This is a genomic window from Rhodovulum sp. ES.010 (genome assembly GCF_900142935.1).
In the GTDB taxonomy this organism is placed as follows: domain Bacteria; phylum Pseudomonadota; class Alphaproteobacteria; order Rhodobacterales; family Rhodobacteraceae; genus Rhodovulum.
Map to the genome: position 1 here is coordinate 32,547 of NZ_FSRS01000002.1, position 25,623 is coordinate 58,169.

Below are 25,623 nucleotides of genomic sequence, written 5' to 3' on the forward strand. Positions count from 1 at the left end.
AGGCCTTTCATGGCCTGCCGCCTGGCCGTTCCGTCGGCGGTCCGACGAAAGGAGTGCATCCTGTGCGTGTCCTCAGAGGCCTTCTGCCCGCCGCCCTGCTGGGCTTCGTCATGACCCTGTCGGCCTGCCAGTCCAAGGAGGAGAAGGCGGAAGGCCACTACCAGGCGGCGCTGGCCCTGATCGAGCAGGGCGATGTCGACCGGGCCATCGTCGAGTTGCGCAACGTGTTCCAGAACGATGGCCGGCATCGCGAGGCGCGGCTTGCCATGGCCCGGATCCTGCGCGCGGAAAAGAACAACCCGCAGGGCGCCTATGCCCAGTACCTGCGCCTCGCCGAACAGTATCCCGACGACCTGGAGGCCCGGATCGCGCTGGCCGAGATCGCCTTTTCGGGGGGGAACTGGGAGGAGTTCGAGCGCCACGGCCGACGCGCCGGGGAACTTGCCCCGGAGGCGCCGCGCGTCGAGGCGATCGCCATCGCCCGCGCCTATCGCGAGGCCGCGATGGAGGAGGACGCGGCGGCGCGCCGGGAGGTGGCGCGGCAGGCCGATACGCTGATGGCGGACCTGCCCGACAACCCGCTGCTCCACACCATCGCGATCGACGACGCCCTGCGCGACCAGGATTTCCAGAAGGCGCTGGCGGGGCTCGACTGGATGATCGAGCGCGAGCCCACCAACCTGCGCCACTACCGGCAGCGGCTGCAGGTGCTCGCCCGGCTGGGCGACATGGAGGCCGTCGAGGCGCAGCTGCGCACCATGGTCGAACGCTTTCCGGAGGACGACACCCACAAGGCGACGCTGGTCCGTTTCTTGCTGTCGCAACAGGATATCGACGCGGCCGAGGCGTTCCTGCGCGAACTCGCCGCCGCTTCGGCCCCGGACGAGCCCGGCCCGACCGTCGACCTGATCCGGTTCCTCGCCGAGACCCGCGGCGCCGAGGCGGCGCGCGCCGAGATCGAGACGGCGATCGCCGAACGCCCCGACCCGGTGCCCTTCCAGGTTCTGGGGGCAGGGCTCGACTTCGCCGCCGGGCGGCGCGACGCGGCGATCGCGACGATGGAATCGGTGCTTGCGGAGGCCGAGCCCTCGGGCCAGACCCGCTCGATCAAGGTCTCGCTCGCGCGGATGCTGCTGGCGACCGGCAACGAGGTCGGCGCGCGCACGCAGATCGAGGAGGTGCTGGCCGAGGACCCGGCCCAGCCCGAGGCGCTCAAGATGCAGGCGGCCTGGCTGATCGAGGCCGACGACACCGACGCGGCGCTCGCCGCGCTGCGCACCGCGCTCGACGCCGCCTCGGACGACCCCCGGACGATGACGCTGATGGCCGAGGCCTATGCCCGTTCGGGGCGGCGGCAACTGGCCAACGAATACCTGGCGCTCGCCGTCGAGGCCTCGGGGAACGCGCCCGAGGAAACCGTGCGCTACGCCCGCGTCCTGATCGCGGAGGAACGCCACCGCCCCGCCGAGGACATCCTCCTTGCGGCGTTGCGGCTGGCCCCGGAGAACCCGGAGCTTCTGGAACTGCTGGGCCGTCTCTACCTCCGGATGGACGATTACGGCCGCGCGCAGCACGTCGCCGATACCCTGCGCCGGGTCGGCGGCGAGGCCGGGGCCCAGGTGGCGAACGCGCTCGAGGCGGAACGGCTCAACCGCCAGAACGGCTCCGACGAGGCCATGGCCTTTCTCGAGAACCTGGCCTCCGGCGCCGAGGCGAGCCTCGCCTCGAAGATCTCGCTGATCCGGGCCCGGATGAGCACCGGCGACACCGAGGGCGCGCTGGCACAGGCGCAGGCGCTGAAGGCGGAGACCCCCGACAACGACCTGGTCGATGTCGTGCTGGCCACGGCGCGGGCGCTGAACGGCGACCTGGCCGGTGCCGAGACGATCTACCGGGACCTGCTCGAGGCCGACCCGGCCCGGCCCGGGATCTGGCTGGAGCTGGTCACGCTCGCCCAGAGACAGGGCGAGCGCGAGGCGGCCAAGGCGGCCTTGTCCGAGGCGTTGACCCATGCGCCGGAGAACCCGCGCCTGCTCTGGGCGATGGCGTCCTTCATGGAACAGGACGGCGATATCGACGGGGCGCTGGAGATCTACGAGGGGCTCTATGCGCGCGACTCCGGCTCGGCCATCGTGGCCAACAACCTCGCGAGCCTGCTGGCCACCTATCGCGACGACGCGCAAAGCCTCGACCGGGCCTGGACCATCGCCCGGCGCCTGCGCGACACCGAGGTGCCGGCGATGCAGGACACCTATGGCTGGATCGCCCACCGCCGCGGCGACAGCGCGGAGGCCCTGCCCTACCTCGAGGCCGCGGTGCAGGGGCTGCCGAACGACCCGCTGGTCAGGTATCACCTCGGCCAGGTCTATCTCGCGCTGGACCGCCCGCAGGACGCGCTGGAACAGTTCCGCGGCGCGATCGCGATCGCCGGGGCCGGCGACCGGCGGCCCCAGATCGAGACCGCCCGGCGCCTGGCGCAGGAGTTGCAGGCCGCGCCGGATCCGGCCGAAAACTGACCGCGCCGCTCCCGGCCAGACCGTGACAGGGCTACTACAGGTCGGGTCCAGATCGCCGCGATGGTGCACTGGGCTCTATCTTTCGGGCGTCCGCCGCGCCAAGAATGACGCGGTTTCTGGCAGGAAGGCGACACATCATGACGCACTTGAAACGTATCCTGGCCGGGCTGCTTCTCGCCCTGGTGGCCACGGTGGCCGCGGCGCAGCAGGAATACACGGTCCGGCCCGGCGATACCCTGACCATCGAGGTGCTCGAGGATACCGCCCTCAACCGCTCGGTGGTCGTTCTGCCCGACGGCCGGTTCAGCTTCCCCTTCGCCGGGTCGCTGCGGGCCGCGGGGCTCACCGTCGGCCAGATCGAGGACAACATCACCGCGGCGATCCAGCCGAACTTCGCCGTCGCGCCCAATGTCTTCGTCACGGCCCGGCCCGGAGCGAGCGAGGCCTTCGCGGCGGAGCAGAGCACGGGGCCGACCATCGAGATCTATTTCCTGGGCGAGGTGGCCGCGCCCGGCCTGGTCGAGGTGCCCCCGGGCACGACCTTCCTCCAGGCGCTGGCGCAAAGCGGCGGGCCCACCGCCTTCGCCGCGACCAAGCGCATCCAGCTGCGCCGCACCGATCCGGGCACGAATGTACAGAGGGTCTACAGCATCAACTACAGGGCGCTCAGCCAGGGCGCGGCGCTGAAGAACGACATCCGGCTGCGGGACGGCGATGTCATCCTGGTCCCGGAACGCCGCCTGTTCGAGTGATCCATGACCGGGCGCGGGGCATATAAACGGGCAGGAGGGCTCGCCGCGGCGGGCCTTCTGTGTGCCTGGCCGCTCGCCGGCCCGGCGCAGGAGGCCGGCGCGGGCAGGCCCTCGCTCGCCTTCACGCTCTCCGAACGGATCCAGTGGGAAGACGGGGACGAGGAGGACGAGGGGTGGACGGCCACCACCGGCCTGGCGCTTTCGATCAACAGCGCAACCCCGGTCTCGGCGCTGCGCTTCGACGCCTCCGCCGGGCTGGAGAAGCGCCTCGAAGGCGACTCCGATCTCGACCTCAGCGATCCGCGCCTGCGCCTGACCTACGAGCGCGAGAACCGCTCGAGCGCGTTCGATCTCGACCTGCGCTACCGCCAGACCGATGTCGACGCGCTGGACCCGGACGACACTCTCGAAGAGGTCGTGCGGTTCGGCCGCGGGACGCGGGAGAACGCGTCGGTCGATATCGGCTTCGTCTTCGGGCGCACCGCCCCTGTCGGCGGCAGCCTCGACCTGGGCTACGCGGTGACCGAGTATTCCGACACCGACGATCCCAGCCTGGTGGACGGCGAGACGGTCGACGTGACGGGGACCCTCGACTTCGTGCTCGATCCCCGGATCACCGCCCTGCTCCGGGCCACCTATTCCGACACGGACGAGGATGACGGCGGGCGCGACGTCCTTTACGAGAACCTGTCGGTGGGCGCGAATGCCGAGGTGACCCCGACCCTGACGGCCGGCCTCTTCGTCGGCTACACACGCACCACCGAAACCGTGGGCGGGGTCGAGGACCGGCAGGACGGCGCGAGCCTGGAGCTGTCCTTCACCGAGGACCGTCCCAACGGCGCCTGGACCGGCAGCTTCGTCTCCGATCTCAGCGACGACGGCAACCGCCGCACCACCGCCCGGATCAACCGCAGCCTGGACCTGCCCCGCGGCGCGATCAGCGCGGGCGTCGGCCTCAGCCAGGGCGATGACGGCGACCTGCGGCCGCTCTACAGCCTCGCCTATCTCCACGAACGCCCGCGAAGCCGGCTGAACCTGTCGCTCGACCAGGAATTCACCACCGACGACGGCGACGAGGCGCTGAACAGCCGCCTGAACGTGTCCTACAGTCAGGAGTTGACCGCCCTGTCCAGCCTGGAGGCCGGGATGTTCCTGCGGTCGACCGACTATCTGGGCGGGCCAGAGGATGCGGACCGCCAGATCGACCTCAACCTCACCTACCGCCGCAGCCTGGCCGAGGACTGGAGCCTGGTGACCGGTTATACCCACCGGATCGACCGGGAGAACGACGCGACCGAGCGGAGCAACGAGATCTTCCTGTCCGTGGAAAAGAGTTTCTGGAGGCGGTTCTGAGGCAGGGTCGTCTGCTTCTTTACGGGCTCATCCTCGTTTGCGGCGCGATCGAACTGACGCTTTCGCTGGCCGATGCCGGCGCCGTCCTGCCGCCGCGCCTGCGCACCGTCGCCTACGATTACGGCGGGTTCTGGCCCGGCTTGCTGGACGACTGGAAGCCGAACTACTCGGCCCAACCCTACGCGATGTTCTTCACCTACGGCTTCCTCCATGGCGGGCTCGCGCATCTGGGGGTGAACATGGTCACGCTGTGGTCGCTCGGCCGCGCGGTGCTGGACCGGGTCGGTGCGGGGGGGTTCGCGTTGCTCTATGGCGGGTCGATCCTCGGCGGCGCGGCGGGCTTCGCCCTGCTCGCCCCGGACCTGCGGCCGATGGTGGGGGCCTCCGGGGCGCTGTTCGGGCTGGCCGGGGGGATCCTGGCCTGGCTCTACGTGGACCGCTACACCTATCGCGAGGGGCTGTGGCCGGTCATCCGCGCGGTGCTGCTGCTGGCGGCGCTGAACGTGGTGCTCTGGTGGGCGATGGACGGCCAGCTCGCCTGGCAGACCCATCTCGGCGGCTTCGTCGCCGGATGGGTGCTGGCGCTTCTGATCGACCCGAGGCCGGAGCCGCCGGCCGCGCCGGGGTGACGGCGCGGCTCAGGGCGTGTCGGCGAGCCGGGCGAGGAACCCGCCATAGCGGCTCTTGCCGAAGGTCCGCGCATGTTCGAGCAGCGCCGCGCGGTCGATCCAGCCCTGGCGGAAGGCGATCTCTTCGGGCGCGCCGATCTGCAGCCCCTGCCGGTCCTGCAGGGTGCGCACGAAATTGCCCGCATCCAGAAGGCTCGCATGGGTGCCGGTGTCGAGCCAGGCATAACCGCGGCCCATCTTCTCCACCGTCAGGCGGCCCTCGGAGAGATAGCTTTCCAGAAGCGAAGTGATCTCCAGCTCGCCCCGCGCCGAGGGCCTGATGTCCTTCGCCCGCGCCGGCGCCGTGCCGTCCAGGAAATAGAGCCCGGTCACCGCATAGTCCGAGGCCGGGCGTTCGGGCTTTTCCACGATCTCCAGCGCGCGGGTCCCGGTCGCGTCGAAACTGACGACGCCATAACGCTCGGGGTCGGCCACCTGGTAGCCGAAGACCGTGCCCCCCTGCCCTTGCGCGTCGGCGCGGGCCAGGATCTCGGGCAGGCCGTGGCCGAAGAAGATGTTGTCGCCCAGCACCATCGCCGAGGGAGCGCCGGCCAGGAAGTCCTCGGCCAGCAGGTAGGCCTGGGCCAGCCCGTCGGGCGAGGGCTGCTCGATCCAGGTGAAGGACAGCCCCCATTTCGCGCCGTCCCCCATCAACCGCCGGAACTGGGCCTGGTCCTCGGGGGTGGTGATCACCGCGATCTCGCGGATGCCGCCCAGCATCAGCACGCTGAGCGGGTAGTAGATCATCGGCTTGTCGTAGAGCGGCAACAGCTGCTTCGAGACGCCCATGGTGATCGGGTAGAGCCGGGTTCCCGAGCCCCCGGCCAGGATGATGCCCTTGCGTGCGGTCATGGTGCCAGCTCCTTCAGGACGTCGCGCAGCGCCGCCCGCCAGTCGGGGCGGGCGATGCCGAACCGCGCCTCGAGCGCGGTGCAGTCGAGACGGGAATCGAGCGGCCGGCGCGCGGGCGTCGGGTAGTCCGCCGTGGCGATATCCTCGACCGCCACCGCCAGCCCCGCCTGCGCGAAAATTTCGCGTGCGAAATCCGCCCAGCTGGTGTCCGGCGCGCCGGAATAATGGTAAGTGCCTGAAAAATTTTTATTTTCTTCAATGCCTTCAAGAATCCGAAGGCAGGTTGCCGCGATCGCCGCGGCCGGGGTGGGCCCGCCGGTCTGGTCGGCGACGATGCGCAGGCTGTCGCGTTCCGCCCCGAGCCGCAGCATGGTCTTCACGAAATTCGACCCGTGCGCGGAGAACACCCAGGAGGTGCGCAGGATCGCGTGCCCCCCGCCGGCCGCACGCACCGCCTGCTCGCCGGCCAGCTTGCTGCGGCCATAGGCGCCGAGCGGCGCGGCGGGGTCGTCCGGCCGCCGGGGCGTTTGCCCCGCGCCGTCGAAGACGTAATCGGTGGAGATGTGCACGAAGGGGATGCCGCGCGCCGCGCAGGCCCGCGCCATCGCGCCGGGCGCCGCGCCGTTGACCGCGGTGGCCAGCGCCTCTTCCTGTTCGGCGCGGTCCACGGCGGTATAGGCGGCGGCGTTGATGACGCCGGTCGGCGCCTGTTCGGCGATCGCCGCGGCGCAGGTCTCGGGCGCGGCCAGATCGACCCTGTCCCGGCCCAGGAAGGTCGCCCCGGGCGCGGCCCTCGCCAGTTCGCGCGCCACCTGCCCGGTGCGGCCGAAGACGAGAAGGGTCATGCCTTGACCCCCAGCCGCCGCCCCACGCCCTCGCGCGATTGCAGCGGGCGCCACCAGGCCTCGTTGTCGAGATACCACCGCACGGTGCGCCGAAGCCCCTCCTCCAGCGTCACCGAGGGCCGCCAGCCCAGTTCCGCGCGGATGCGCGCGGGATCGATGGCATAGCGCAGGTCGTGGCCGGGCCGGTCGGCGACGAAGTCGATCAGCCGGTCATGCGGCGCCCCCTCGGGGCGCATCTCGTCGAGGATCGCGCAGATCATCCGCACAAGGTCGATGTTGCGGGCCTCGTTCTCGCCCCCGATATTGTAGGACCGCCCCACCCTGCCCTTTTCCAGCACCAGCAGCAGCGCCTCGGCATGATCCTCCACGTACAGCCAGTCGCGCACGTTCTCGCCCGCGCCGTAGACCGGGATCGGCTGGCCGGCCAACGCGTTCAGGATCACCACCGGCACCAGCTTCTCGGGGAAGTGGTAGGGGCCGTAATTGTTGGAACAATTGGTCAGCACCACCGGCAGCCCGTAGGTCTCGTGCCAGGCCCGCACCAGGTGGTCGGAGGCGGCTTTCGAGGCGGAATAGGGACTGTTGGGCGCGTAGGGCGTGGTCTCGGTGAACGTGCCGGTCGCGCCCAGCGAGCCGAACACCTCGTCGGTGGAAATGTGGTGGAAGCGGAATGTTTCAGGCCGCCCCCGGCCCTCCCAGTCGCCGCGCGCCGCCTGCAAGAGCGTGTAGGTGCCCATCACGTTCGTCTCGATGAACGCCCCGGGCCCATCGATCGAGCGGTCGACATGGGATTCGGCGGCCAGATGCATCACCGCGTCCGGTTGATGCGCGGCGAAGACCCGCGCCAGCAGGTCGGGGTCGCGGATGTCGCCCTCGACGAAGGCATAGGCGGGGTGGTCGGCGACGGGGGCCACGTTTTCCAGGCAGGCGGCATAGGTCAGCGCGTCGAGATTCACCACCGAATGACCGTCGGCAATGGCGCGCCGCACCACGGCCGAGCCGATGAAGCCCGCCCCCCCGGTCACCAGCAGCTTCATGGCCCCTCCCAGTCGAACGGGCTGTCGAACCCGGACAGCGGCCCCGCGGCGGCGTCCCTGGCCGACAGCACCGGCGCACCCTCCAGCGGCCAGTCGATGCCGCAGCTCGACCACAGCACCGCGCCGTCGCAATCGGGCGCGTAGTAGTCCGAGCATTTGTAGAGGATCTCGGTGTCCTCGGTGAGCGTGACGAATCCGTGCAGGAAGCCCTCGGGCACCAGAAGCTGCCGGCCGTTCTCGAAGCTCAGCTCCACCCCGACCCACTGCCCGTAGGTCGGCGCGCCCTTGCGCACATCCACCGCCACATCATAGAGCGCGCCGCGCCCGCAGCGCACCAGCTTGGCCTGGGCATGCGGCGGGGCCTGGTAATGCAGCCCCCTCAGCGTGCCTTTCGCATGCGAAAACGAATGGTTGTCCTGCACGAAATCGATGTCGATCCCGTGGCTTTCCAGCCGCGCCCGGTTCCAGCTTTCCGAAAAGAACCCGCGTGCATCGCCGTGGCGGACGGGCGTCAGGATCAGGACGCCGGGCAGCGCGGTTCGCTCTATCTCCATCGGCCGACATCCGTCGTGAAAGCCCGGTTCCGGTATCGGCCAGCCCCGGCCGGATTGCAACCGGCTTGCCGGAGGGGCGGCCGGGCTGGGAGCGGTCGGGGCTTCGTGCTACCGTTCGCCCTGCTCGCCCGGATGCCGTGACCAGGCCGAACGGGGTCCGGCGGCAAGAGACCGTTCGAAAGGCTCGCCATGACCCGTTCCGACCTGTCCGACACCGTCTTCGTCTACGGCGCGCTCCGGTCGGGAACCACGCTGCTGAACCTGATGCTGAATGGCCACCCGGCGATCCACAATCCCGGCGAGGTCGACCCGCTGCTCGATTTCATCGCCCCCGACCCGGACCATCCGACCGGATGGCGCTACGATCGGGCACGGATGGAAGGGCACCGGCTGTTCCGGGCCCTCGGCATCGCGCTGCCCGACGGGGCCGACGGGCTGGACCTGTTCGAGGCGATGATCGGGGCGCTGCGGGCGAAGAGCGACAAGCCGGTGCTGTCGCTGACGGTCCACCGCAATGCCGGCCGGCTGAAGCGGATCCTGCCCGAGGCGCGGATCCTGCACCTGCTGCGCGATCCGCGCGATGTCGCCCGCTCGGCCGTGGGCATGGGCTGGGCCGGCAACAGTTATGTCGCCGTGGGCGGCTGGATCGAAACCGAAACGGAGTGGGACCGCGCCGGGTTCGACGCGGACCGCGTCATGACCCTGAAATTCGAGGACCTGCTGGCCGATCCCGAAGCATCGCTCGACCGGGTCGCCCGGTTTCACGGCATGGCCTACGATCCGGCGATGCTGGACTATCCCCGGACCAGCACCTACGGCCCGCCCGACCCGAAGACCGCGCAACAGTGGCGCCGCAAGGCGCGCCCGCGCGAGATCGGCCTGATCGAGGCGCGGATCGGTCCGATGATGACGGCCCGCGGCTATCCGCCCGAGCACCCGCGCCCATTGCCCGGGCCAGCCGAGGAGACGCTGCTCCGGGCCCAGCACCGGATCGCGCGCTGGGGCTACAATATCCGCCGCTTCGGCCTGCCGCTGTTCCTGGGCCGCCACCTCGCCCGGCGGACGGGGCTGGGTGCGCTGGAGCGGCGCCTGGCGGCCCGGCAGGACGAGATCATCATCCGGAACCAGAAATAGACCGCACCGCGGCGGCGCGTTCCCGGCCCGATCGTTTCGCGATACGGCAACAATCCGGCCCCAGGCGCCGATCTGACGCAGCCTCGCAACAAAGCGGAATGTGAACACCCCGGGACTGGCCGTGCCGGGCGAAAACGGCCATAGTCGGGTCGCGAAATTCACGTAATGCATTTGGTGAGCGGTTTTCGGGATCCGGGGGATGTCTTTGACGGGTGAGACAAGAGCGGGGACTCGGTGGCCGGGCACGCTGGTCGGCGGCGGCGTCTTCTGGTTCGTCGTCGCGCTGCTGGGCGCGGCGGTCTTCTTCTCCGACGGGCTGGATGCACTCCTGGGGGCCTGGCAACTGCCCGAATACAGCCATGGGCCGCTGATCCCGATCCTGTCGGGGCTGCTGTTCCTGCGCCAGCTGAAGGAGGTGCCGGTAGAGCCCGGCCCCAAGCGCGACCGCTGGATCGGGGTGACGGTGGTGCTGGCCGCGATCGCCATCGGCGCGCTGGGAAAGCTCGCCAACATCGCCGACATCGTCGCCTATGCGACGATCGTCTGGGTCTACGGCATCCTGCTGACCAGCTTCGGCTGGAAGACGGGCTGGCATTTCTGGCCGCCGGTGCTGCACCTGGTCTACATGCTGCCGCTGCCCGACACGCTGTACTACAAGCTGTCGACCTGGCTGCAGTTCATTTCGTCCGAGCTCGGCGTGTGGTTCCTCAGGCTGCTGTCGGTGCCGGTCTTCCTGGAAGGCAACATCATCGATCTCGGGGTCTACAAGCTGCACGTCGCCGAGGCCTGCTCGGGGCTGCGCTACCTGTTCCCGATCCTGTCGTTCAGCTACATCTTCGCGGTGCTCTACCGCGGACCGATATGGCACAAGGCGGTGCTGCTGCTCTCGGCGGCTCCGATCACGGTGCTGATGAACGCGGTGCGGATCGGGGTCGCGGGCTGGGTGGTCAACCAGTACGGCGTCGACTGGGTCGAGGGGTTCACCCATTTCTTCGAGGGATGGGTGATCTTCATCATCTGCGTGCTGATCCTGTTCGCGCTGGCCCGGGTCATGCTGATCTTCCAGCCGGTGAAGATGAGCCTGCCCGAGGCGCTCGATCTGGACACCACCGGCCTGGGCGCGCAGGCCGCGCGGCTCCGGTTCCTTTACCCGTCGGCCGCGATGATCACCGTGGCGGCGCTGATGGCGGGCGCGGCGCTGGCCTGGCAGGCGGTTCCCGAGCGCGGAACCGCCGAGATCGGCCGCGAGAGCTTCGTGGTGTTCCCGCGCGAACTGGGAACCTGGCGCCAGGCCGGGCCGGCACGCACCCTCGAGGCCAGCGTCGCCCGCGCGCTCAAGGCCGACGATTACCGCTCGGTCAGCCTGACTGCCCCGGACCAGGCCGCGCCGGTCGACCTGTTCATGGCCTGGTATGCCGACCAGAGCCAGGGCGGCGTGCATTCGCCGGAGGTCTGCCTGCCCGGCTCGGGCTGGGAGATCGCCTGGCTCGAACGCGCCGACATGTCCGGCACGCTCGGCACCGACCAGCCGTTCATGGCCAACCGGGCGATCATCCAGAAGGGCCAGTCGCGGATGGTGGTCCTGTACTGGTTCCAGCAGCGCGAGCGGCGCCTCGCCTGGGACCTGGCGGCCAAGTTCTGGCTGATGGTCGACGGCATCACCACCGGGCGCACCGACGGGGCGATCGTGCGCCTGACCACGCCGGTGCGGCCGAACGAGACCGATGCCGAGGCCGAGGCCCGGCTGATCGACGCCACGCGCGCGCTTCTGCCGCCGCTGCCCCGCTTCATCCCAGAGGGCTGAGCCGATGGTGCCATCCGAGCCGCCCGCCACGGGCGCCGCGCCCGGTGGCACGGACGGGCCGCGGCTGAACTGGAGCGCCTGCATCGCCACGCTGAACCGGCACGACGTGCTGATGGTGGCGCTCGCCCATCTGCTGCGCCAGTCCCGGCCGCCGGCCGAGATCGTCGTCGTCGATGCCTCCGACGACTGGGAGGCGGGCCGCGCGCGGGCCGAGGCGCTGATGCGGGACCGGCCCGGGATCCGGCTCGACTACATCACCAGCCCGGTCCGGTCCTCGGCGACTCAGCGCAACCTGGCGATCGGCCGGGCGGCGTCGGACGTGGTGCTGATGATGGACGACGATTCCTTCCTGCATGACGATTGCGCCGAGCGGCTGATGGAGATCTACGAGGCCGACGCCGCGGGCGAGGTCGCGGGCATCGGGGCGACGCTGGTGGAAGACAACCCTGCCGCCGCCGCGTCCGGCGAGGCCCCGGCGCTGGGGCGCAAGGACACCGGCCGGGTCGCGCTCGACAGGCTGGCGCGGCGGGCGCTGGAGACGCGGCTCGGCCGCTGGGCCAATCGCGAACTGCTCTACCAGCGCGCCGACAAGCTGTTCATGTGCTACGACGAACCCCGAACGCGCCGCGTGCCCGCCGCCGTCGCGCATCTGGACGTGGCCCCGGCCGCGTTCATGCCCGGCTCGGGGATGAGCATGCGGCGCGCGATCGCCCTGAAGGAGCCGTTCGATTCGGCGTTGCGCTACTACGCCGCCTTCGAGGACCTGGACGTGGCCTACCGGGTTGCGAAACACGGCAGCGTGCTGTCCGCCCGCGCCGCACGGCTGCACCATTTCGAGGCCGCCTCGGGCCGGATCAAGCGCCAGAAGGTGATCACCTTCCAGCTTCTGAACATGGCGGTGTTCCTCAAGCGCAACGCCGCCACGCCCGATGCATTCCTGTCCGCCTACCGGGTGATGCTCTGGCGGCGCCTGCTCGCGGAGGTCCTCAAGGACGGGCTGTCGCGGCGCTGGCGGTTCCCGCAGGTCGCGGGCGTGCTGACCGCGATGCGCCACTGGCGCGAGGTCTGGGCCCGGGATGCCGCCCAGATCGACGCCTGGTATCCGGACTTCCAGAAACGCATTCTCGACGACATAAGGTAGAGACCCGAATATCGACCCGGATATCTCATTCGTTCGACACGATTACGGGGCAAAAGGGCCCCGATCCGGAAGGAGTCCACGGTGACGATCGACTGGCAGAGCCTGACCTGGAGCGAGACGGATACCGACGCGACGATCCGCGTGAACGTCGCGTCGCCAGAGGCGCTGCTCGCCGATCTCGGCGCGCGGATCGCGGCCGGCCGGGGGTTCTCGGTGGCCACGCTGAACCTCGACCACGTCGTCAAGCTGCGCCGGCTGCCAAGGTTCCGGGCCGCCTATGCCGCCCACAGCCACGTGACGGCCGACGGCAACCCGATCGTCTGGATCCTGCGGCTGGCCGGTGACCGGGTGCGGCTGACGCCGGGATCGGAACTGGTCGGGCCGGTGGCCGCCCTGGCCGCCCGGGCCGGCGTACCGGTGGGCCTGTTCGGCGCGACCGGCGAGTCGCTCCGGGGCGCGGCCGCGGCGCTGGAGGCACGCCATCCGGGGCTGAGGGTCGCCGCGCGGATCGCCCCGCCGATGGGGTTCGATCCCGAGGAGGCCGAGGCCGACCGGCTGATCGCCGAACTCGCCGCCAGCGGCGCCCGGGTCGTGTTCCTCGCGCTCGGCGCGCCCAAGCAGGAGATCCTGGCGGCCCGGATCGCGCGCGCCCATCCCGGCATGGGGATCTTGTCGATCGGGGCCGGGCTCGATTTCCTGTCCGGCGCGCAGAACCGGGCCCCGGCCCCGGTTCGGGCGCTGGCGCTGGAATGGGTCTGGCGGCTGGCGCAGGACCCCGGGCGGCTTTGGCGCCGGTACAGGGACTGTTTCGCGATCCTGCCGGGGCTGACCGTGGCGGCGCTCCGGCTGCGCGGCGCAGGCCGGGCGGGGCCGCGATGATCCCGCCGCTTTTCGTCCTGGCCCTGTGGCCGCCGGTGGTGGCCGTGCTGTTCGCCCGGCTGAAACCGGCGCAGGCGGTCGTCTGGTCGATCCTGGCGGGTTACCTGCTCCTGCCCGAGAAGGAAGGCTTCAACTTTCCGCTGTTTCCGCTGATCGACAAGCATGTCATCCCCTCGCTCGCGGCCCTGACCTGCGCGGCGGCGGTGGCCGGGACCGCGATGCGCGACCCCCGGCAGGGCGTGCGGCCGGGCTGGCTGCCCCGGTCGCCCCTGGCGCTGTTGTGCATCACCGGCCTGGTGGCGGGCACCCTGGCCACGGTGCTCACGAATGGCGATGCGCTCGTCTACGGCGGAAGGGTCGTCGTGGGGCTGCACCCCACGAAGGCGCCCTCCATGCTCGTGGAAGCGATGCTGGCGCTGATCCCCTTCTTCCTGGCCCGGCGGTTCCTGGGCCGGCCCGAGGCGCATCGCTTCCTGCTGGTGGCGCTGGCGACGGCTGCGCTCGGCTATTCGCTGCTCGCGCTCTACGAGGTGCGGATGTCGCCGCAGCTCAATGTCAAGATCTACGGCTATTTCCAGCACATATGGAACCAGCATGTGCGCGGCGACGGGTTCCGGCCGCTCGTTTTCCTGGAACACGGGCTCTGGCTGTCGCTGTTCTTCTCGGGCGCGGTGCTGGCCGCCCTGGGGCTCTACCGCGCCGGCAGCGGCCGCGGGCGGTTCCTCTGGCTCGCCGCGGCGGGCTGGCTGTTCATGACCCTGGTGCTGAGCAAGTCGCTGGGCGCCCTGGCGGTGACGGTGGTCCTTGCCCCGGTGATCCTGTTCCTGGGCATGCGCACGCAGTTGCTGGCGGCCTCGGTCATCGCCGCAATCGTGATCACCTATCCGATGCTTCGCGGGGCGGGGCTGGTCCCGATCGGCCCGGTGGTGAGCCTGGCCGAACAGATCGATCCCGGCCGGGCGGCGTCGCTGGAGACCCGGCTGCAGAACGAGGAGGCGCTGCTTGCGAAGGCGAACCAGCGGCCGGTCTTCGGCTGGGGCAGATGGGGGGGGCGCAACCGGGTCTACGACGAGTCCGGGCACGATATCACCGTCACCGACGGGCACTGGGTCATCACCATCGGCGCTTCGGGCTGGATCGGCTATCTGTGCAAGTTCGGATTGCTGGCCGGGGCGATCATCGTGCTGTGGCTCCGGTCGCGCCGCTACGAGATCGATCCCGTCACCGCGGCGCTGGCGGTGGTGCTGGCGGGCAACCTGATCGACCTGCTTCCCAATGCCGGCCTGACCCCGCTGACCTGGCTGATGGCCGGCGCCCTTTACGGCAGGGTCGAATACGGCCGTATCGGCAAGACGGCGGAGGCCCCCGCCGAGGCCGGCCGCCAGGGCCCGCGGCTCAGCCGGTTCGGCCCCGGAACGCAGCCCGACGCGGCGCCCCCGGCCCTGCCGCAGCGCGCCCCGGGGCCGGTCTATGCGCGCCACCGGCACGGGCCGCGGCAACGGAGGGTCTCTCATGTCAAGTGACACGGCGTTCGCGGCGCCGCCCGCCGAGGTCGCGGTGATCGTGGTGAACCACGGCACCGCCGAGCTGGCCATCGCCGCGGTGGAAAGCGTGCTGGCGCGCGACCATGGCGGGCGCGCGGTCGAGCTGCACCTGGTCGACAACGCCTCGCCGGACGACGATGCGGACAGGCTGGCCGCCGCCCATGCGGAACGCGGCTGGGGCGCGCGGGTCGTGCTGCATCTCGAATCCGAGAATCACGGCTTCGGCCGGGGCAACAACCTGGTGCTGGAGCAGCTCGCGGCCCGCCGGACCCCGCCCGACAAGGTGTTTCTGCTGAACCCCGATGCGCGGCTCGAGAACGAGGCGCTGGACCTTCTCGCCGGGGTGCTCGACGCCCGTCCAAAGGCCGCCTTCGCCGGGTCCGCGATCGTGACCCCGGGGGGCGACCGGGTCGCCGCGGCGTTCCGGTTTCCAAGCCCCCTGGGCGAATTCGTCCGCCAGGTCAATTTCGGCCCGGTCGCCCGGCTGATGGCGAACCGCGTCGCCTCGCTGCCGCCCGACCTGCCCGAAAGCCGGGTCGACTGGGTGTCGGGCGCGGCGGTGATGGCGCGGTTCGAGGCGCTCCGCGCGCTGGATTTCTTCGAGCCGGCCTATTTCCTGTATTACGAAGAGGTCGACCTGATGCACCGCGCCGCCCGCGCGGGCTGGGAAAGTTGGTATGTGCCCGAAGCGCTGGTGGTCCATGCCGAGGGCGTGTCGACGGGGATGAAGCGGGGGCTATGCAACCGGCCGCGCCGGCCGGCCTACTGGTATCGGTCCTGGCGCACCTATTTCCGGGGCAATTACGGCGCGGCCGGTGTGCGACTGGCGGCTCTTGCCTGGCTTTCGGGAGCGCTGGCCGATCACGGCCTGTCGCGCTTGCGGGGGCGCCAGCCCTCGGTGCCGCGCCACTTCTTCGGCGATTTCTGGGCGCTGATCGGCCGGCCGCTCCTGGGGCTGAGAGAGGGACGGACGTGACCGGCGCCCCGGCGGACGCGACCCTGGCCCGAGATGACACCGCGGCGGTGATCATCGGGCGGAACGAGGGAGCGCGGCTGATCGCCTGTCTCGCCTCGGTCGCCGGCCGGGCGCGCCGGCTGGTCTATGTCGATTCCGGCTCGACCGATGGCAGCGTCGCCGCCGCCCGTGCGGCGGGCGCAGAGGTGGTCGAACTGGACATGTCGGTGCCGTTCACGGCGGCGCGGGCGCGCAATGCCGGCGTCGCCGCCCTCGGCGCGGCACCGGCGCTGGCCTATGTGCAATTCGTCGACGGCGACTGCGAGGTGACAGCCGGCTGGATCGCGGCCGCGCAACGGTTTCTCGACAGCCACCCGGAGGTCGCCGCGGTGACGGGCCAGATACGCGAGCGCCACCCCGAGGCGACCTTCTGGAACCGGCTGATCGTCGAGGAATGGAAGGGCGAGCCGGGCCCGGTGAAGGCCTGCGGCGGCAACGCGATGATGCGCCTGGCCGCCTTCCGCGCGGCGGGCGGGTTCGATCCCGGCATCATCGCCGGCGAAGAGCCCGAGCTGTGCGTGCGGCTGCGCATGGCGGGCTGGAAGATCTGGCGGCTCGCCGACGAGATGGTGCTGCACGACGTGGCGATGACCCGGTTCGGGCAATGGTGGCAGCGCTGCCGGCGGGCGGGCTATACCTATGCGGAAGGGGTCGCCATGCACGGGCGCCCGCCGGAACGGCTGCACGTGGCACGGCTGCGCCGCACGCTGCTCTGGGGCCTGGCGCTGCCGCTGGCGGCGCTCGCCGGGCTGGCGGTCACGCCCTGGGCGGCGCTGCTGCTCGCCGCCTGGCCGCTGCAGATCGCGCGGCTGGCGGCGCGCGGCATGTGGCCTCCGGCGGCGGCCTTCCTGATGCTGGCCAAGTTCGCCGAACTGCACGGCGCCGCGACCTGGGCCTGGCGGCGGCTGCGCCGCGGCCCGGCCCGCCTGCTCGAGTACAAGTGAGCGCGGCGCGGGGGCGGACCGGCCCCTGCGCGGCCCGCACCGGCGGGCGTCGCCCCCCACCGCACGGTGGGGTCAGCCATCCTACATCAATTCCGGCAATGCTCGGCTCCCGTGTCGTTCCGGACCCCGGCCAGGGGCCGGAAGGATGCCGACAGCCCATTCCGAGCAATGCAGGACACCGCGCCCCATGTCTGACCGTTTCAAAGAATTCCAGCCCGGGCTCGAAAGCCCCGCCGGGGACGAGGCGACGCTGCGGATCGAGTCGAACGGATCTGACGTCGTCGTGACACTGAACGGCACCGAAATCTTCAACCTGGCCGATACCGGCCTGACCGGTGGCAAGCCCGGATTCCGCGCCTATGGTGATGATTCCGGCAGCCAGTTCATGCAAATCATCACGTTCACAGGGGGGGAGCATCTGATGGCCATTCGTTCAATCATTCCAAGCGACACGCAGGCAAGCCTGGGGGTACAGATGGGCAGCGCCTCCGCGATCACCATTTCCGTGGCGGCCTGGGGCCGCGGCGCCCCGCGGCACATGGGCCACGGGCTGCTGGGCGGCGATGCGTCCCTGCCCCTGCCCGCCGGCTTCGGGCCCGGCAACCACCACATGCTGGCCACGGATGCGAACGGGCGCGTGGACATCCGCCCCGGCCCGAACCACCGCTCGATCTATTTCGGGAAGGCCGGGGGCGCGACCACCCATACCCGCGCGCAGATCGCGGCGGCCACGGGCATTGCCGACTCCCAGGTGCCCGCCCAGATCAGGATCGGGCTGCCGGTTTCGGGGACCAAGCATTTCTGGGGCCAGCACCCGGATTACGCGCTGGAACCCGGCCTGGTCTGGAACGTGACGGAACAGTTCTTTGCGCTGGAGACCACCCAGCCGATCTCGATCTGGTTCCATTTCGAGCGCGGCGGCACCTTTGCCAGCCTCGGGAAATGGGCGGGCAAATCGGGCTATCTGCGCCACCCCATCGTCTACAAGGCCTATGGCAGCGGCCCCCTGCCGGTCATTTCCCGGCCGCTGGCTTTCATCGGGGCCCCGGAAAACAACATCGTCCTCGAGGAACTGGACAACGGGCAGATCGCCGAACCCCCGATCAACCCGGACGATGAGAACGGCGGCCGGATCAAGGAAGGTTTCCTCTTCAACCAGCCCAGCCGGAACTGGCTCATCAACCTGTGCGACCTGTCGGGCAAGGAACGCGCGTTCCAGGGCGTGTCCCGGTTCACGCTGACCCGGAACCGGATCAACGATTCCCGCTATCTCCGCCCGAGGGACGGGATCACATGGGCCACGGCGGCCCTGTCCCGCGACGACCGGATCATGGGCTTCTACGCCTACGATGCCGACGGCTTCGCGCTGTTTCGGAACACGGTGGTCGAGGCCGGGTTCCACCGGGATTTCGACCCCGACGCCAACCCGCCGACCGCCGAGGACCCGCTGTCCCCGTCGCAATTCAACCACGGCGGCTACATCAAGGAGGTGGGGAGCGACCATACCGCCATCGAGAACGTCTTCGCCTTCAACTCGTCGCACGGCGTCAAGTGGGGGTCGGGCGTCTTCCAGGTTCACAACCTCTATTTCGAGAACCCGGCCCACTACCTGATCCTGGGGCCCTACACCTACAACCAGGACCCCGCCAAGAACGCCGGGATGAACATCTCGGTCTGCTACCAGAACGTGATGCTCGGCACGCGCTGGCCGCCCGCTTTCGGCGGCATAGACAGCATCGCCTATTTCCGCGGCCAGATCGGCACCGGCGGCGCCGCCTACCCCTGGCAATGGGAGCAGGTGCTGCTGCACGCGGCCAACCCCAACGACCCCGCCGAGGTCGAGGCGAAACCCGACAGCTTCGCGGAATATTCCGAGGCCGTCTCGACGACGCATGGCGAAAACGCGGACACGCCCTGGCCGATCCGGAACTTCGTGGGCAACTGGCTGGAATACGAGGACGTGAACATCACGCTCGATCAGGCCGGGCTCAACGACCTGACGCTGCATCACTGGGTCGACGACGAACTGGGCCAGCCGCGGGGAAGTTCGGACACGCTGAACGTGGTGGACTATCTCAAGGCGGTCGATTTCGATACGATCCCGCAGATCGTCGCGCACTTCCTGACCACGCTGGGCGCGGATTACGGCGTCTATTCGGGCGCTGATACCCTGACCTTCACCCCCGAGCCCCGTTCCGAGGGCTGGCGCTGGGACGGGCCCTACAACTGGTCGCTTGGCCGCGTGCCGCAGGGCGGCGACAGCGTGGCGCTGAACGGCGCGGACCCGGTGGCGGGCTGGCAGAACATCCATCTCGCCGCGCTCGACTTGGGGGCGAACGCCAACCTGATCCGCTTCGGCGGGCGGATGGTGCTGGACGCGCTCAGCGGGTCGGGCACGATTACGGTCAGGGACAGCGCGGAAATCTACCTCGGCGCGGTTTCAAGCAGCGGGATCGCGATGACGCTGGAGGATGGCGGCCTGCTGCTGACCGGCAGCGTCGCCGACAACCTGTCGCTGACCTGCGAGGGGCTATGCGAGGCGATCATCCAGCCCGGCGCGGCCCTGACCATCGCCCCCGGCCAGACGCTCACCATCGACGGCGACGCCGGCAAGGTCGGCTTCGACGGCGCGGGCGGCGGCACGGCGACCCTGACGCTGGCCGGCAGCTTGCAGTTCGTGGCCGGCCCGACGGCGTTTTCCGTGATCCGGGAATGGGACACCGGGCTGCCCGGGCTCGACGCCTACAACCGGCCGGTCCCCCGCTCGGTGGCCTCGACTGTCGTTCTCGGCGGCGACCTGATCGTGGACGTGACGGGGCTGGCCCCGAACGTCTACACCCTGATTGCCGCGGACAGCCTGTCGGGCGACTTCGCCAGCACGCAAGTCACCGGCGGGACCGGCACCGTGAGCATCGATCGGGCGGCGGGCGCGGTCACGATCAAGGTCGACTGACCGCCCTGCCCCGCCGGGCAGCCGGTCCGCGGACCTGCGATCAGGTCTCCCGGCGCTTGGCGAGCCAGCCCAGAAAGGCCCGGTCGGGCGCCCGCAGCGGCGTCCGACCGGTCCGCGCCCAGAAAGCCCGCCATTCCGCCTCCAGCGCGTAGACATCGGCACCGGGGGCAAGGCGCCGGGCCTCCTCGAGCACCTCGGGCGACAGCACGGGCGCCTGTCCGGGCTCGACCACCGCATCGCGCAGGGAGACGCGGATCAGGTCGCCCGGCTCCTCGACCAGGTGGTACTCGGGCAGCGGATCGCGGCCGATGATCTCGCGCAGCATCGCGCGGAACACGCGTTTCGGGCTTGCCGAGCCGGTCTTGAGCGCCAGCGTGGTCACCGACACACGCCATTCGGGCTGGCGCCCGCAATGCTTGCGGCACAGTTCGTAAAGGCGCCGCTCCAGCGGTTTTCTCAGGCGGAAATATCCCCTGTCGAGGGTCAGCACGCTGCGCGACAGCACCGCGCGGTACAGCCATTCCGACAGCGTAACCCGTACGCTGACCATGCGTCCGGCGCGGGTCCGGCGCACGATCTGCCAGCTCTCGATCAGCCCGAAGCCCGTCGTGGTCTCGACATCGCCGGTCACGATATTGGTGGTGATCCGGGTGCCGGCCAGCCGCTCGAAGGCATCGCGCAACCGCCGGTAGCCGTCGCCGCTGGTTTCGCGGTTGGTCGCGGTCAGGAGGTCGTAGGCGGTCAGCGTCAGGTGGCGCGAAGTCTCGCGCCCGGCGTTCAGCGCCGCCATAAGCTGGCTGATGCAGAAGATCAGGATATCGGCGTCGAAGGTCGTCGCTCGGCCCTTGACGCTGGGCGTGACGGTGACGCGGATGCCGTTGTGGTCGTAATCCAGAACGCGGCGGTCCGGCCGGGTCGAGAGCGAGAACAGCGGATGTTCCATCGCCGCGATGTCATGCTTGGGACTGGGCGCAAGAAAGTCGCAGACGAAGAAGTCGCCCAACGCGGCGGGTGTCCCGCCCGATCGTACCTGCCCGTCCCGCATCGCCTCACCGATCCCCGTATTCCGGGATTCGTCGTTTCATTGACGGGTACAGTAGTTATCCACATCCCGGCCGTAAAGCGGCGGATCGGGGGATCGGAGTCGGTTCCTCGTGGCTTCGGAATCGCCCGATCGTGGGATCGGAATCGCCTTGGCTCGCAGAACGGCGAAAAAATCCTTTCAGAAAAAATGCTTAGAAAAAGCGCGGACTCTCCGTAACGATACATATAACATCAAGATAACTGGGCTGCCCGGCCTATGCCTTGCGCAAAGGTCCGGCATCACCGCCAAAAGCTCCCAAGAAGAGACGTGTCCCTTGGCATGTGACACGTTTTGCGGCATGCTTAAAAAAAAGCGTGACATGGAGGATCGAGCGGTGACACAGGACCTGCCTCCCTATTTCAACATTGCTCCGGACGGGGCCATGACGACGCTCGGGGCCCCCGTGGGCACGGCACAATTCGCCAGCGTGGCGGAATCCTGTCGCCGGGGGCGGGCGGATCTCGCGGCGCGGGGGCTGGACGCAACCGGGGAACGGCGGTTGCGCCTGTTCTCCACCTGGGAGATCACCCGCTACCTGATCCCGGTGGCGCCGGCCCATTTCCGCCGGGTGCTGCGGCAGAACCCGGACCTGCCCCAGGGACGCTCCGAAACAGAGGGCGGCGCGAAGTGGTTCTCGCTGGACGAAGTGCTGCGGCTGCGGGCGCATTTCGGGGCGGAAGGTTCCAAGGCCAAGGGCTACCTGCCCTACCGGCCCGAGGGCCTGCCTGCCAAGATCGTCGCGGTGGCGAATTTCAAGGGCGGGGTCGGCAAGACCTCGACGGCGGCGCACCTGGCGATGTCCGCCGCGCTCGACGGCTACCGGGTGCTGGTGATCGACCTCGACAGCCAAGGGTCGATGACCTCGATCTTCGGCGGGCAGATCGCCGACGAATGGGACACCGCCTTCCCGCTGCTTGCGCGCCACTACGCCACCACGCTCCGGGCCGACAACCAGCGGCGCCTCGACCGGGGCGAGGCGCCGCTGCCGCTGGACGACACCCTGGGCGAGGCACTGAAGGTCACGGCACAGGACGTGATCGGCCGCACCCATTGGCCGAATATCGACCTGATCGGGGCGCAGCTGAACCTCTACTGGGCGGAATTCCAGATTCCGGTCTGGCGGATGCAGTCGCGCGGCTGGCGGCTGTGGGACGCGCTGACCGACATCCTGGCCGAGGACGGGGTGCTGGACGCCTACGACCTCGTCTTCCTCGATACCCCCCCGGCGCTCGGCTATCTCACGATCAACGGGCTGGCGGCGGCCGACATCCTGCTGGTGCCCTTCGGCGCGTCGTTCCTGGAATTCGACTCCACGGGGCGGTTCTTCGACATGCTGCACGCCACCTTCGCCTCGATCGAGGAGGGCGAGAACGTCGCCGCCCGCGCGCTGGGGCGCGAGGAGCTGCAGTTCGAATGGGACGCAGTGCGCGCGGTGATGACCCGCTACGACGCCGCCCAGCAGGCCGAGATGGCGGGGCTGATCCAGGCCTATATGGGCCCGGTGCTCTCGCCCCACAGGCAGGATTTCACCGCGCTGATCGGCCAGGCGGGGGAGCAGGTGAACGGCATCTACGAGGCCGATTACCGCGATTTCAACCGCGAGACCTATGCCCGCGGCCGCGCCGCCTTCGACGCGACCTACGCCGCGTTCAAGACCCTGCTCTACGGCATCTGGCGGCGCGAGGAACTGGCCCGGGCGGAAGCCGCCGAATGACCTGCGCCCGGTCGTTTCACCCCATCTTAGCCAAGGAGCCCGTCTGATGGCGCGCAGAAAACGCCTCTCCCCGATGCCGGACCTGCCCGATGCCGAGGACCCCATGACCCAGCGTTACCCCCAGGGTGTCGCGCCGACCGCGACCCGCCGGCCGCCGGTGGCCGAGGTCGCCGCCGATGCCGCCACCCGCGCCGCGCTGGACCGGCTGTCCGGCGAGATCGCCGCGGCCCGGGAGAGCGGGCGGATGGTGGTTTCGGTGCCGCTCGCGGCGGTCGAGGCGGGCCACCTGATGCGCGACCGGCTGCACCACGACGCCGAGGAGATGGCGGCGCTGAAGGCGAGCCTGGCCGCGCGCGGCCAGCAGACCCCGGTCGAGGTGGTCGACCTGGGCGGCGGGCGTTACGGGCTGATCTCGGGGGCACGGCGCCTGGCGGCGCTGTCGGACTTGCATGCCGAGACGGGCGAGTCCCGCTTTGCCGAGATCCAGTGCCTGATCCGCAGCCCCGAAGGCGCGGCCGGGGCCTATCTGGCGATGGTCGAGGAAAACGAGATCCGTGCCGACCTGTCGTTCTACGAGCGCGGGCGGCTGGTCGCCGAGGCGGCCCGGATGGGGCTGTTCGAGGACCCGGCCGCCGCGGCGCGCGGGCTGTTCGCCAACGCCCCGGCCGCGCGGCGCTCGAAGATCCTGACCTTCGCCGGGCTGCACGAGACGCTGGGCGCGGTGCTGCGGTTTCCCGCCGCGATCCCGGAACGGCTGGGGCTGGCGCTGGCCGCGGCGCTCAAATCCGATCCCGGCCTGGCCGGCCGGCTGGCCGAGGCGCTGCGCAAAAGCCCCCCCGCCGATGCCGCGGCCGAACGCCGGACCCTGGAACGGGCGCTGAAGAAGGCCGCGCCCGCCCGGGCGGAGACCGCGCGCGAGGTCGCGCCGGGGATCCGGCTTGCGGCGAAGAAGGGCCGCATCGTGCTGTCGGGGGGCGCCGTCGACGACGGCCTGGCCGAGGCGATCGCCGGCTTTCTCGCCCGCCGGTGACGGCCGGGGCACGAGATTTCCGGCGCTTGCCAGAAAAAATCCCGCGTTTCCAAGGTTCTGGCGTTTCGGTTTTCGCATGCGAAACCGCGCCTTTCGCGCAACGTCCTTGAGCGGTGTCCCGGGCTGGGCTATCCCGCAAGGACGGGGTGGGGAATTCGGAGCGCGAGAATGGAACGCATGCCTGCAGCACGGGCCGGTGCGGCCGGGGGAGGGCTGTGGATCGTCCTGGGGCTGCTGGCGGCCGAATTTGCCGCGATCAGCCTGATCTACAAGCACGGGATCGATTTCGACTGCCAGGCGAACTGGGGCTGGCGCATCTGCGGCGCGGCCAGCGGCGTGATGGTCAGCGCGCTGACCTTGGCCGGCGCGCTCGCGCTGTTCGCGATGCTCGCGCGCGGGGCGATGGCGCGGTTCCTGGCCGAGGCCGGGCCGCGCCCCCTGCCCCTCGGCCTCAACCTCGCCGGGGTGGCGGTGATGTTCCTGCCGCTGCTGTTTCTCGAGAACGGCACCGGGCGCATGTTCGTGGCGCCGGCCGCGGCGGTCTGGGGGCTGGGCATGCTGCTGGGCGGGGCCGGCGCGGCGCTGATGCTGGCGCCGCCGGCGCGCTGGCGGACCCTGCTGGCCGAGGCCGGCCGGCCGCTGGCGCTGAGCGCCGTGGCGGGGCTGGCCGCGCCCTATCTCGCGATCAAGATCCGCCCGCTCTGGCAGGTCGACACGATCACCGAGGCCACCTTCGCCGCGGTGGTCTGGGGGACGCGGGTCTTGGGCTACAGCATCGAGACCGACCCTGCGCGCAAGATCATCGGCGCCGAGGGGTTCCGGATCGACATCGCCCCGGTCTGCTCGGGGGTCGAGGGGATGGCCCTGGTCACGATCTTCGTGACGGTGTTCCTGATCCTGTTCCGCCACGAGCTTCGCTTTCCCCTGGCGCTGGTGCTGCTGCCGCTCGGCATCGCCGTCAGCGCGTTGTTGAACGTGGTGCGGATCGTGGCCCTGCTGGCGCTGGGGCTGAGCGGCCATCCCGAACTGGCCGTGGGCGGCTTTCACAGCCATGCGGGCTGGCTGATGTTCACCCTGATCGCCTTGGGGGTGGTGGCGCTCGCGCGGGGCGTCCCCGCGCTCTATCGCGGGGCGGCGGGCGCGGGGCCGGCCGCGGCGGCGCCCCTGCCCCCGCTGTGGCGCGATCCGATGGCCGCCCGGATCCTGCCCTTCGCGGTGTTGATGCTCTCGGCGCTGGTGGTCTCGACGCTGTCGACCGCGCCGGGGGCGCTCTACCCGCTGCGCACCGCGCTCCTGGGGGCGGTGGTGGCGCTGTTCTGGCCGATCTACCGCGCGCTGGACTGGCGGCTCGACCCGGTGGCCCTCGGGGCGGGGGCGGCGATCGGCGCGATGTGGTGCGTGATCCCGGTGCCGGCGGGCGATGCCGCGCCGCCCTATGGCACGCTCGCCGGGGCGGCGCTGGTGGGGTGGTACCTGGCCCGCGGCCTCGGCACGGTGCTTCTGGTGCCGCTCGTCGAGGAGCTGTTCTTCCGCGACTACCTGGAGGGCAAGCTCAGGCTGGGGCAGGGGCGGGCCTGGGCCGTCGCCGCGGCGCTGGTCTCGGCCTCGGCCTTCGCCGCGCTGCACGACCGCTGGGCCGAGGCGCTGGTGGCCGGGCTGGTGTTTTCCTGGGTCTGCCGCCGGCGCGGGCGGATCGGCGATGCGGTGCTCGCCCATGCCGTGGCCAACGCGGTGGTCTACGGGGTGGCGGTGACCACGGGCAACCTGCAGATCATCTAGGCCGCGGCCGCGCGGCCGCGCGGCC

General features: G+C 70.3%; 20 protein-coding genes. 15 read left to right on the forward strand and 5 right to left on the reverse strand.

The window, feature by feature from the left end:
* Nucleotides 1-62: 62 nt before the first annotated feature.
* From BUR28_RS18540 to BUR28_RS18555, 4 genes are all read left to right on the forward strand, one after another.
* On the forward strand, nt 63-2,516 hold the full coding sequence (locus tag BUR28_RS18540) for a tetratricopeptide repeat protein (protein WP_254813819.1): 2,454 nt from the start codon (nt 63-65) through the stop codon (nt 2,514-2,516).
* 137 nt (nt 2,517-2,653) lie between these two features.
* Complete coding sequence (locus BUR28_RS18545; RefSeq protein WP_074221750.1) at nt 2,654-3,268, forward strand: polysaccharide biosynthesis/export family protein; 615 nt, start codon at nt 2,654-2,656, stop codon at nt 3,266-3,268.
* Nucleotides 3,269-3,271: 3 nt separating this feature from the next.
* The gene (locus BUR28_RS18550; RefSeq protein ID WP_074221751.1) at nt 3,272-4,621 is read left to right on the forward strand and encodes a hypothetical protein; all 1,350 of its coding nucleotides are present in this window, start codon (nt 3,272-3,274) and stop codon (nt 4,619-4,621) included.
* A 140-nt stretch (nt 4,622-4,761) separates the two neighbouring features.
* Entirely contained in the window at nt 4,762-5,250 is a 489-nt protein-coding gene (locus BUR28_RS18555; RefSeq protein ID WP_254813820.1) for a rhomboid family intramembrane serine protease, read from the forward strand.
* Between the two features lie 9 nt (nt 5,251-5,259).
* Here BUR28_RS18555 and rfbA read toward each other — a convergent pair whose 3' ends face one another.
* The 4 genes from rfbA to rfbC are packed head-to-tail and all read right to left on the reverse strand — an operon-like array spanning nt 5,260 to nt 8,577.
* Nucleotides 5,260-6,141, reverse strand: a complete 882-nt coding sequence (gene rfbA, locus BUR28_RS18560) for a glucose-1-phosphate thymidylyltransferase RfbA (RefSeq protein ID WP_074221753.1) — start codon at nt 6,139-6,141, stop codon at nt 5,260-5,262.
* Nucleotides 6,138-6,986: a dTDP-4-dehydrorhamnose reductase gene (gene rfbD / locus BUR28_RS18565; RefSeq protein ID WP_074221754.1), complete on the reverse strand. Its 849-nt coding sequence runs from the start codon at nt 6,984-6,986 to the stop codon at nt 6,138-6,140. Before rfbD ends, rfbA begins: the two co-directional genes overlap by 4 nt.
* Nucleotides 6,983-8,023: a dTDP-glucose 4,6-dehydratase gene (rfbB, locus tag BUR28_RS18570; RefSeq protein WP_074221755.1), complete on the reverse strand. Its 1,041-nt coding sequence runs from the start codon at nt 8,021-8,023 to the stop codon at nt 6,983-6,985. Before rfbB ends, rfbD begins: the two co-directional genes overlap by 4 nt.
* A complete protein-coding gene (gene rfbC, locus BUR28_RS18575) occupies nt 8,020-8,577 on the reverse strand; it encodes a dTDP-4-dehydrorhamnose 3,5-epimerase (protein ID WP_074221756.1) in 558 nt (185 codons plus the stop codon). Before rfbC ends, rfbB begins: the two co-directional genes overlap by 4 nt.
* Nucleotides 8,578-8,766: 189 nt before the next feature.
* Here rfbC and BUR28_RS18580 point away from each other — a divergent pair, with 189 nt between their 5' ends.
* The 8 genes from BUR28_RS18580 (at nt 8,767) to BUR28_RS18615 (ending at nt 19,991) form a co-directional block, all read left to right on the forward strand.
* Nucleotides 8,767-9,711, forward strand: a complete 945-nt coding sequence (locus BUR28_RS18580) for a sulfotransferase family protein (RefSeq protein ID WP_074221757.1) — start codon at nt 8,767-8,769, stop codon at nt 9,709-9,711.
* 199 nt (nt 9,712-9,910) lie between these two features.
* The gene (gene xrtD / locus BUR28_RS18585) at nt 9,911-11,515 is read left to right on the forward strand and encodes a VPLPA-CTERM-specific exosortase XrtD (RefSeq protein ID WP_074221758.1); all 1,605 of its coding nucleotides are present in this window, start codon (nt 9,911-9,913) and stop codon (nt 11,513-11,515) included.
* 4 nt (nt 11,516-11,519) lie between these two features.
* Nucleotides 11,520-12,656 (forward strand): glycosyltransferase family 2 protein, encoded by a 1,137-nt coding sequence (locus tag BUR28_RS18590; RefSeq protein ID WP_083626862.1) that lies wholly within the window; start codon nt 11,520-11,522, stop codon nt 12,654-12,656.
* A gap of 81 nt (nt 12,657-12,737) precedes the next feature.
* Nucleotides 12,738-13,535 carry a WecB/TagA/CpsF family glycosyltransferase gene (locus tag BUR28_RS18595; protein WP_254813821.1) on the forward strand — a complete coding sequence of 266 codons (798 nt, stop codon included), beginning with the start codon at nt 12,738-12,740 and terminating at the stop codon, nt 13,533-13,535.
* Complete coding sequence (locus BUR28_RS18600) at nt 13,532-15,058, forward strand: O-antigen ligase family protein (protein ID WP_074221759.1); 1,527 nt, start codon at nt 13,532-13,534, stop codon at nt 15,056-15,058. The genes BUR28_RS18595 and BUR28_RS18600 overlap by 4 nt, the downstream gene beginning before the upstream one ends.
* A complete protein-coding gene (locus BUR28_RS20680) occupies nt 15,048-16,055 on the forward strand; it encodes a glycosyltransferase (protein WP_074221760.1) in 1,008 nt (335 codons plus the stop codon). Before BUR28_RS18600 ends, BUR28_RS20680 begins: the two co-directional genes overlap by 11 nt.
* Nucleotides 16,052-17,038, forward strand: a complete 987-nt coding sequence (locus BUR28_RS18610; RefSeq protein WP_074221761.1) for a glycosyltransferase — start codon at nt 16,052-16,054, stop codon at nt 17,036-17,038. The genes BUR28_RS20680 and BUR28_RS18610 overlap by 4 nt, the downstream gene beginning before the upstream one ends.
* A 187-nt stretch (nt 17,039-17,225) precedes the next feature.
* Entirely contained in the window at nt 17,226-19,991 is a 2,766-nt protein-coding gene (locus tag BUR28_RS18615) for a hypothetical protein (RefSeq protein WP_074221762.1), read from the forward strand.
* Nucleotides 19,992-20,031: 40 nt separating this feature from the next.
* Here BUR28_RS18615 and BUR28_RS18620 read toward each other — a convergent pair whose 3' ends face one another.
* Entirely contained in the window at nt 20,032-21,036 is a 1,005-nt protein-coding gene (locus BUR28_RS18620; protein ID WP_074221763.1) for a replication initiator protein A, read from the reverse strand.
* A gap of 337 nt (nt 21,037-21,373) precedes the next feature.
* On the opposite strand from BUR28_RS18620, the gene BUR28_RS18625 reads away from it, so the two are divergent.
* From BUR28_RS18625 to xrtE, 3 genes are all read left to right on the forward strand, one after another.
* Nucleotides 21,374-22,789: an AAA family ATPase gene (locus tag BUR28_RS18625; protein ID WP_074221764.1), complete on the forward strand. Its 1,416-nt coding sequence runs from the start codon at nt 21,374-21,376 to the stop codon at nt 22,787-22,789.
* A 46-nt stretch (nt 22,790-22,835) separates the two neighbouring features.
* Nucleotides 22,836-23,819, forward strand: a complete 984-nt coding sequence (locus BUR28_RS18630) for a ParB/RepB/Spo0J family partition protein (RefSeq protein ID WP_074221765.1) — start codon at nt 22,836-22,838, stop codon at nt 23,817-23,819.
* A gap of 168 nt (nt 23,820-23,987) precedes the next feature.
* Nucleotides 23,988-25,598 (forward strand): exosortase E/protease, VPEID-CTERM system, encoded by a 1,611-nt coding sequence (gene xrtE / locus BUR28_RS18635; protein ID WP_074221766.1) that lies wholly within the window; start codon nt 23,988-23,990, stop codon nt 25,596-25,598.
* Nucleotides 25,599-25,623: the final 25 nt, after the last annotated feature.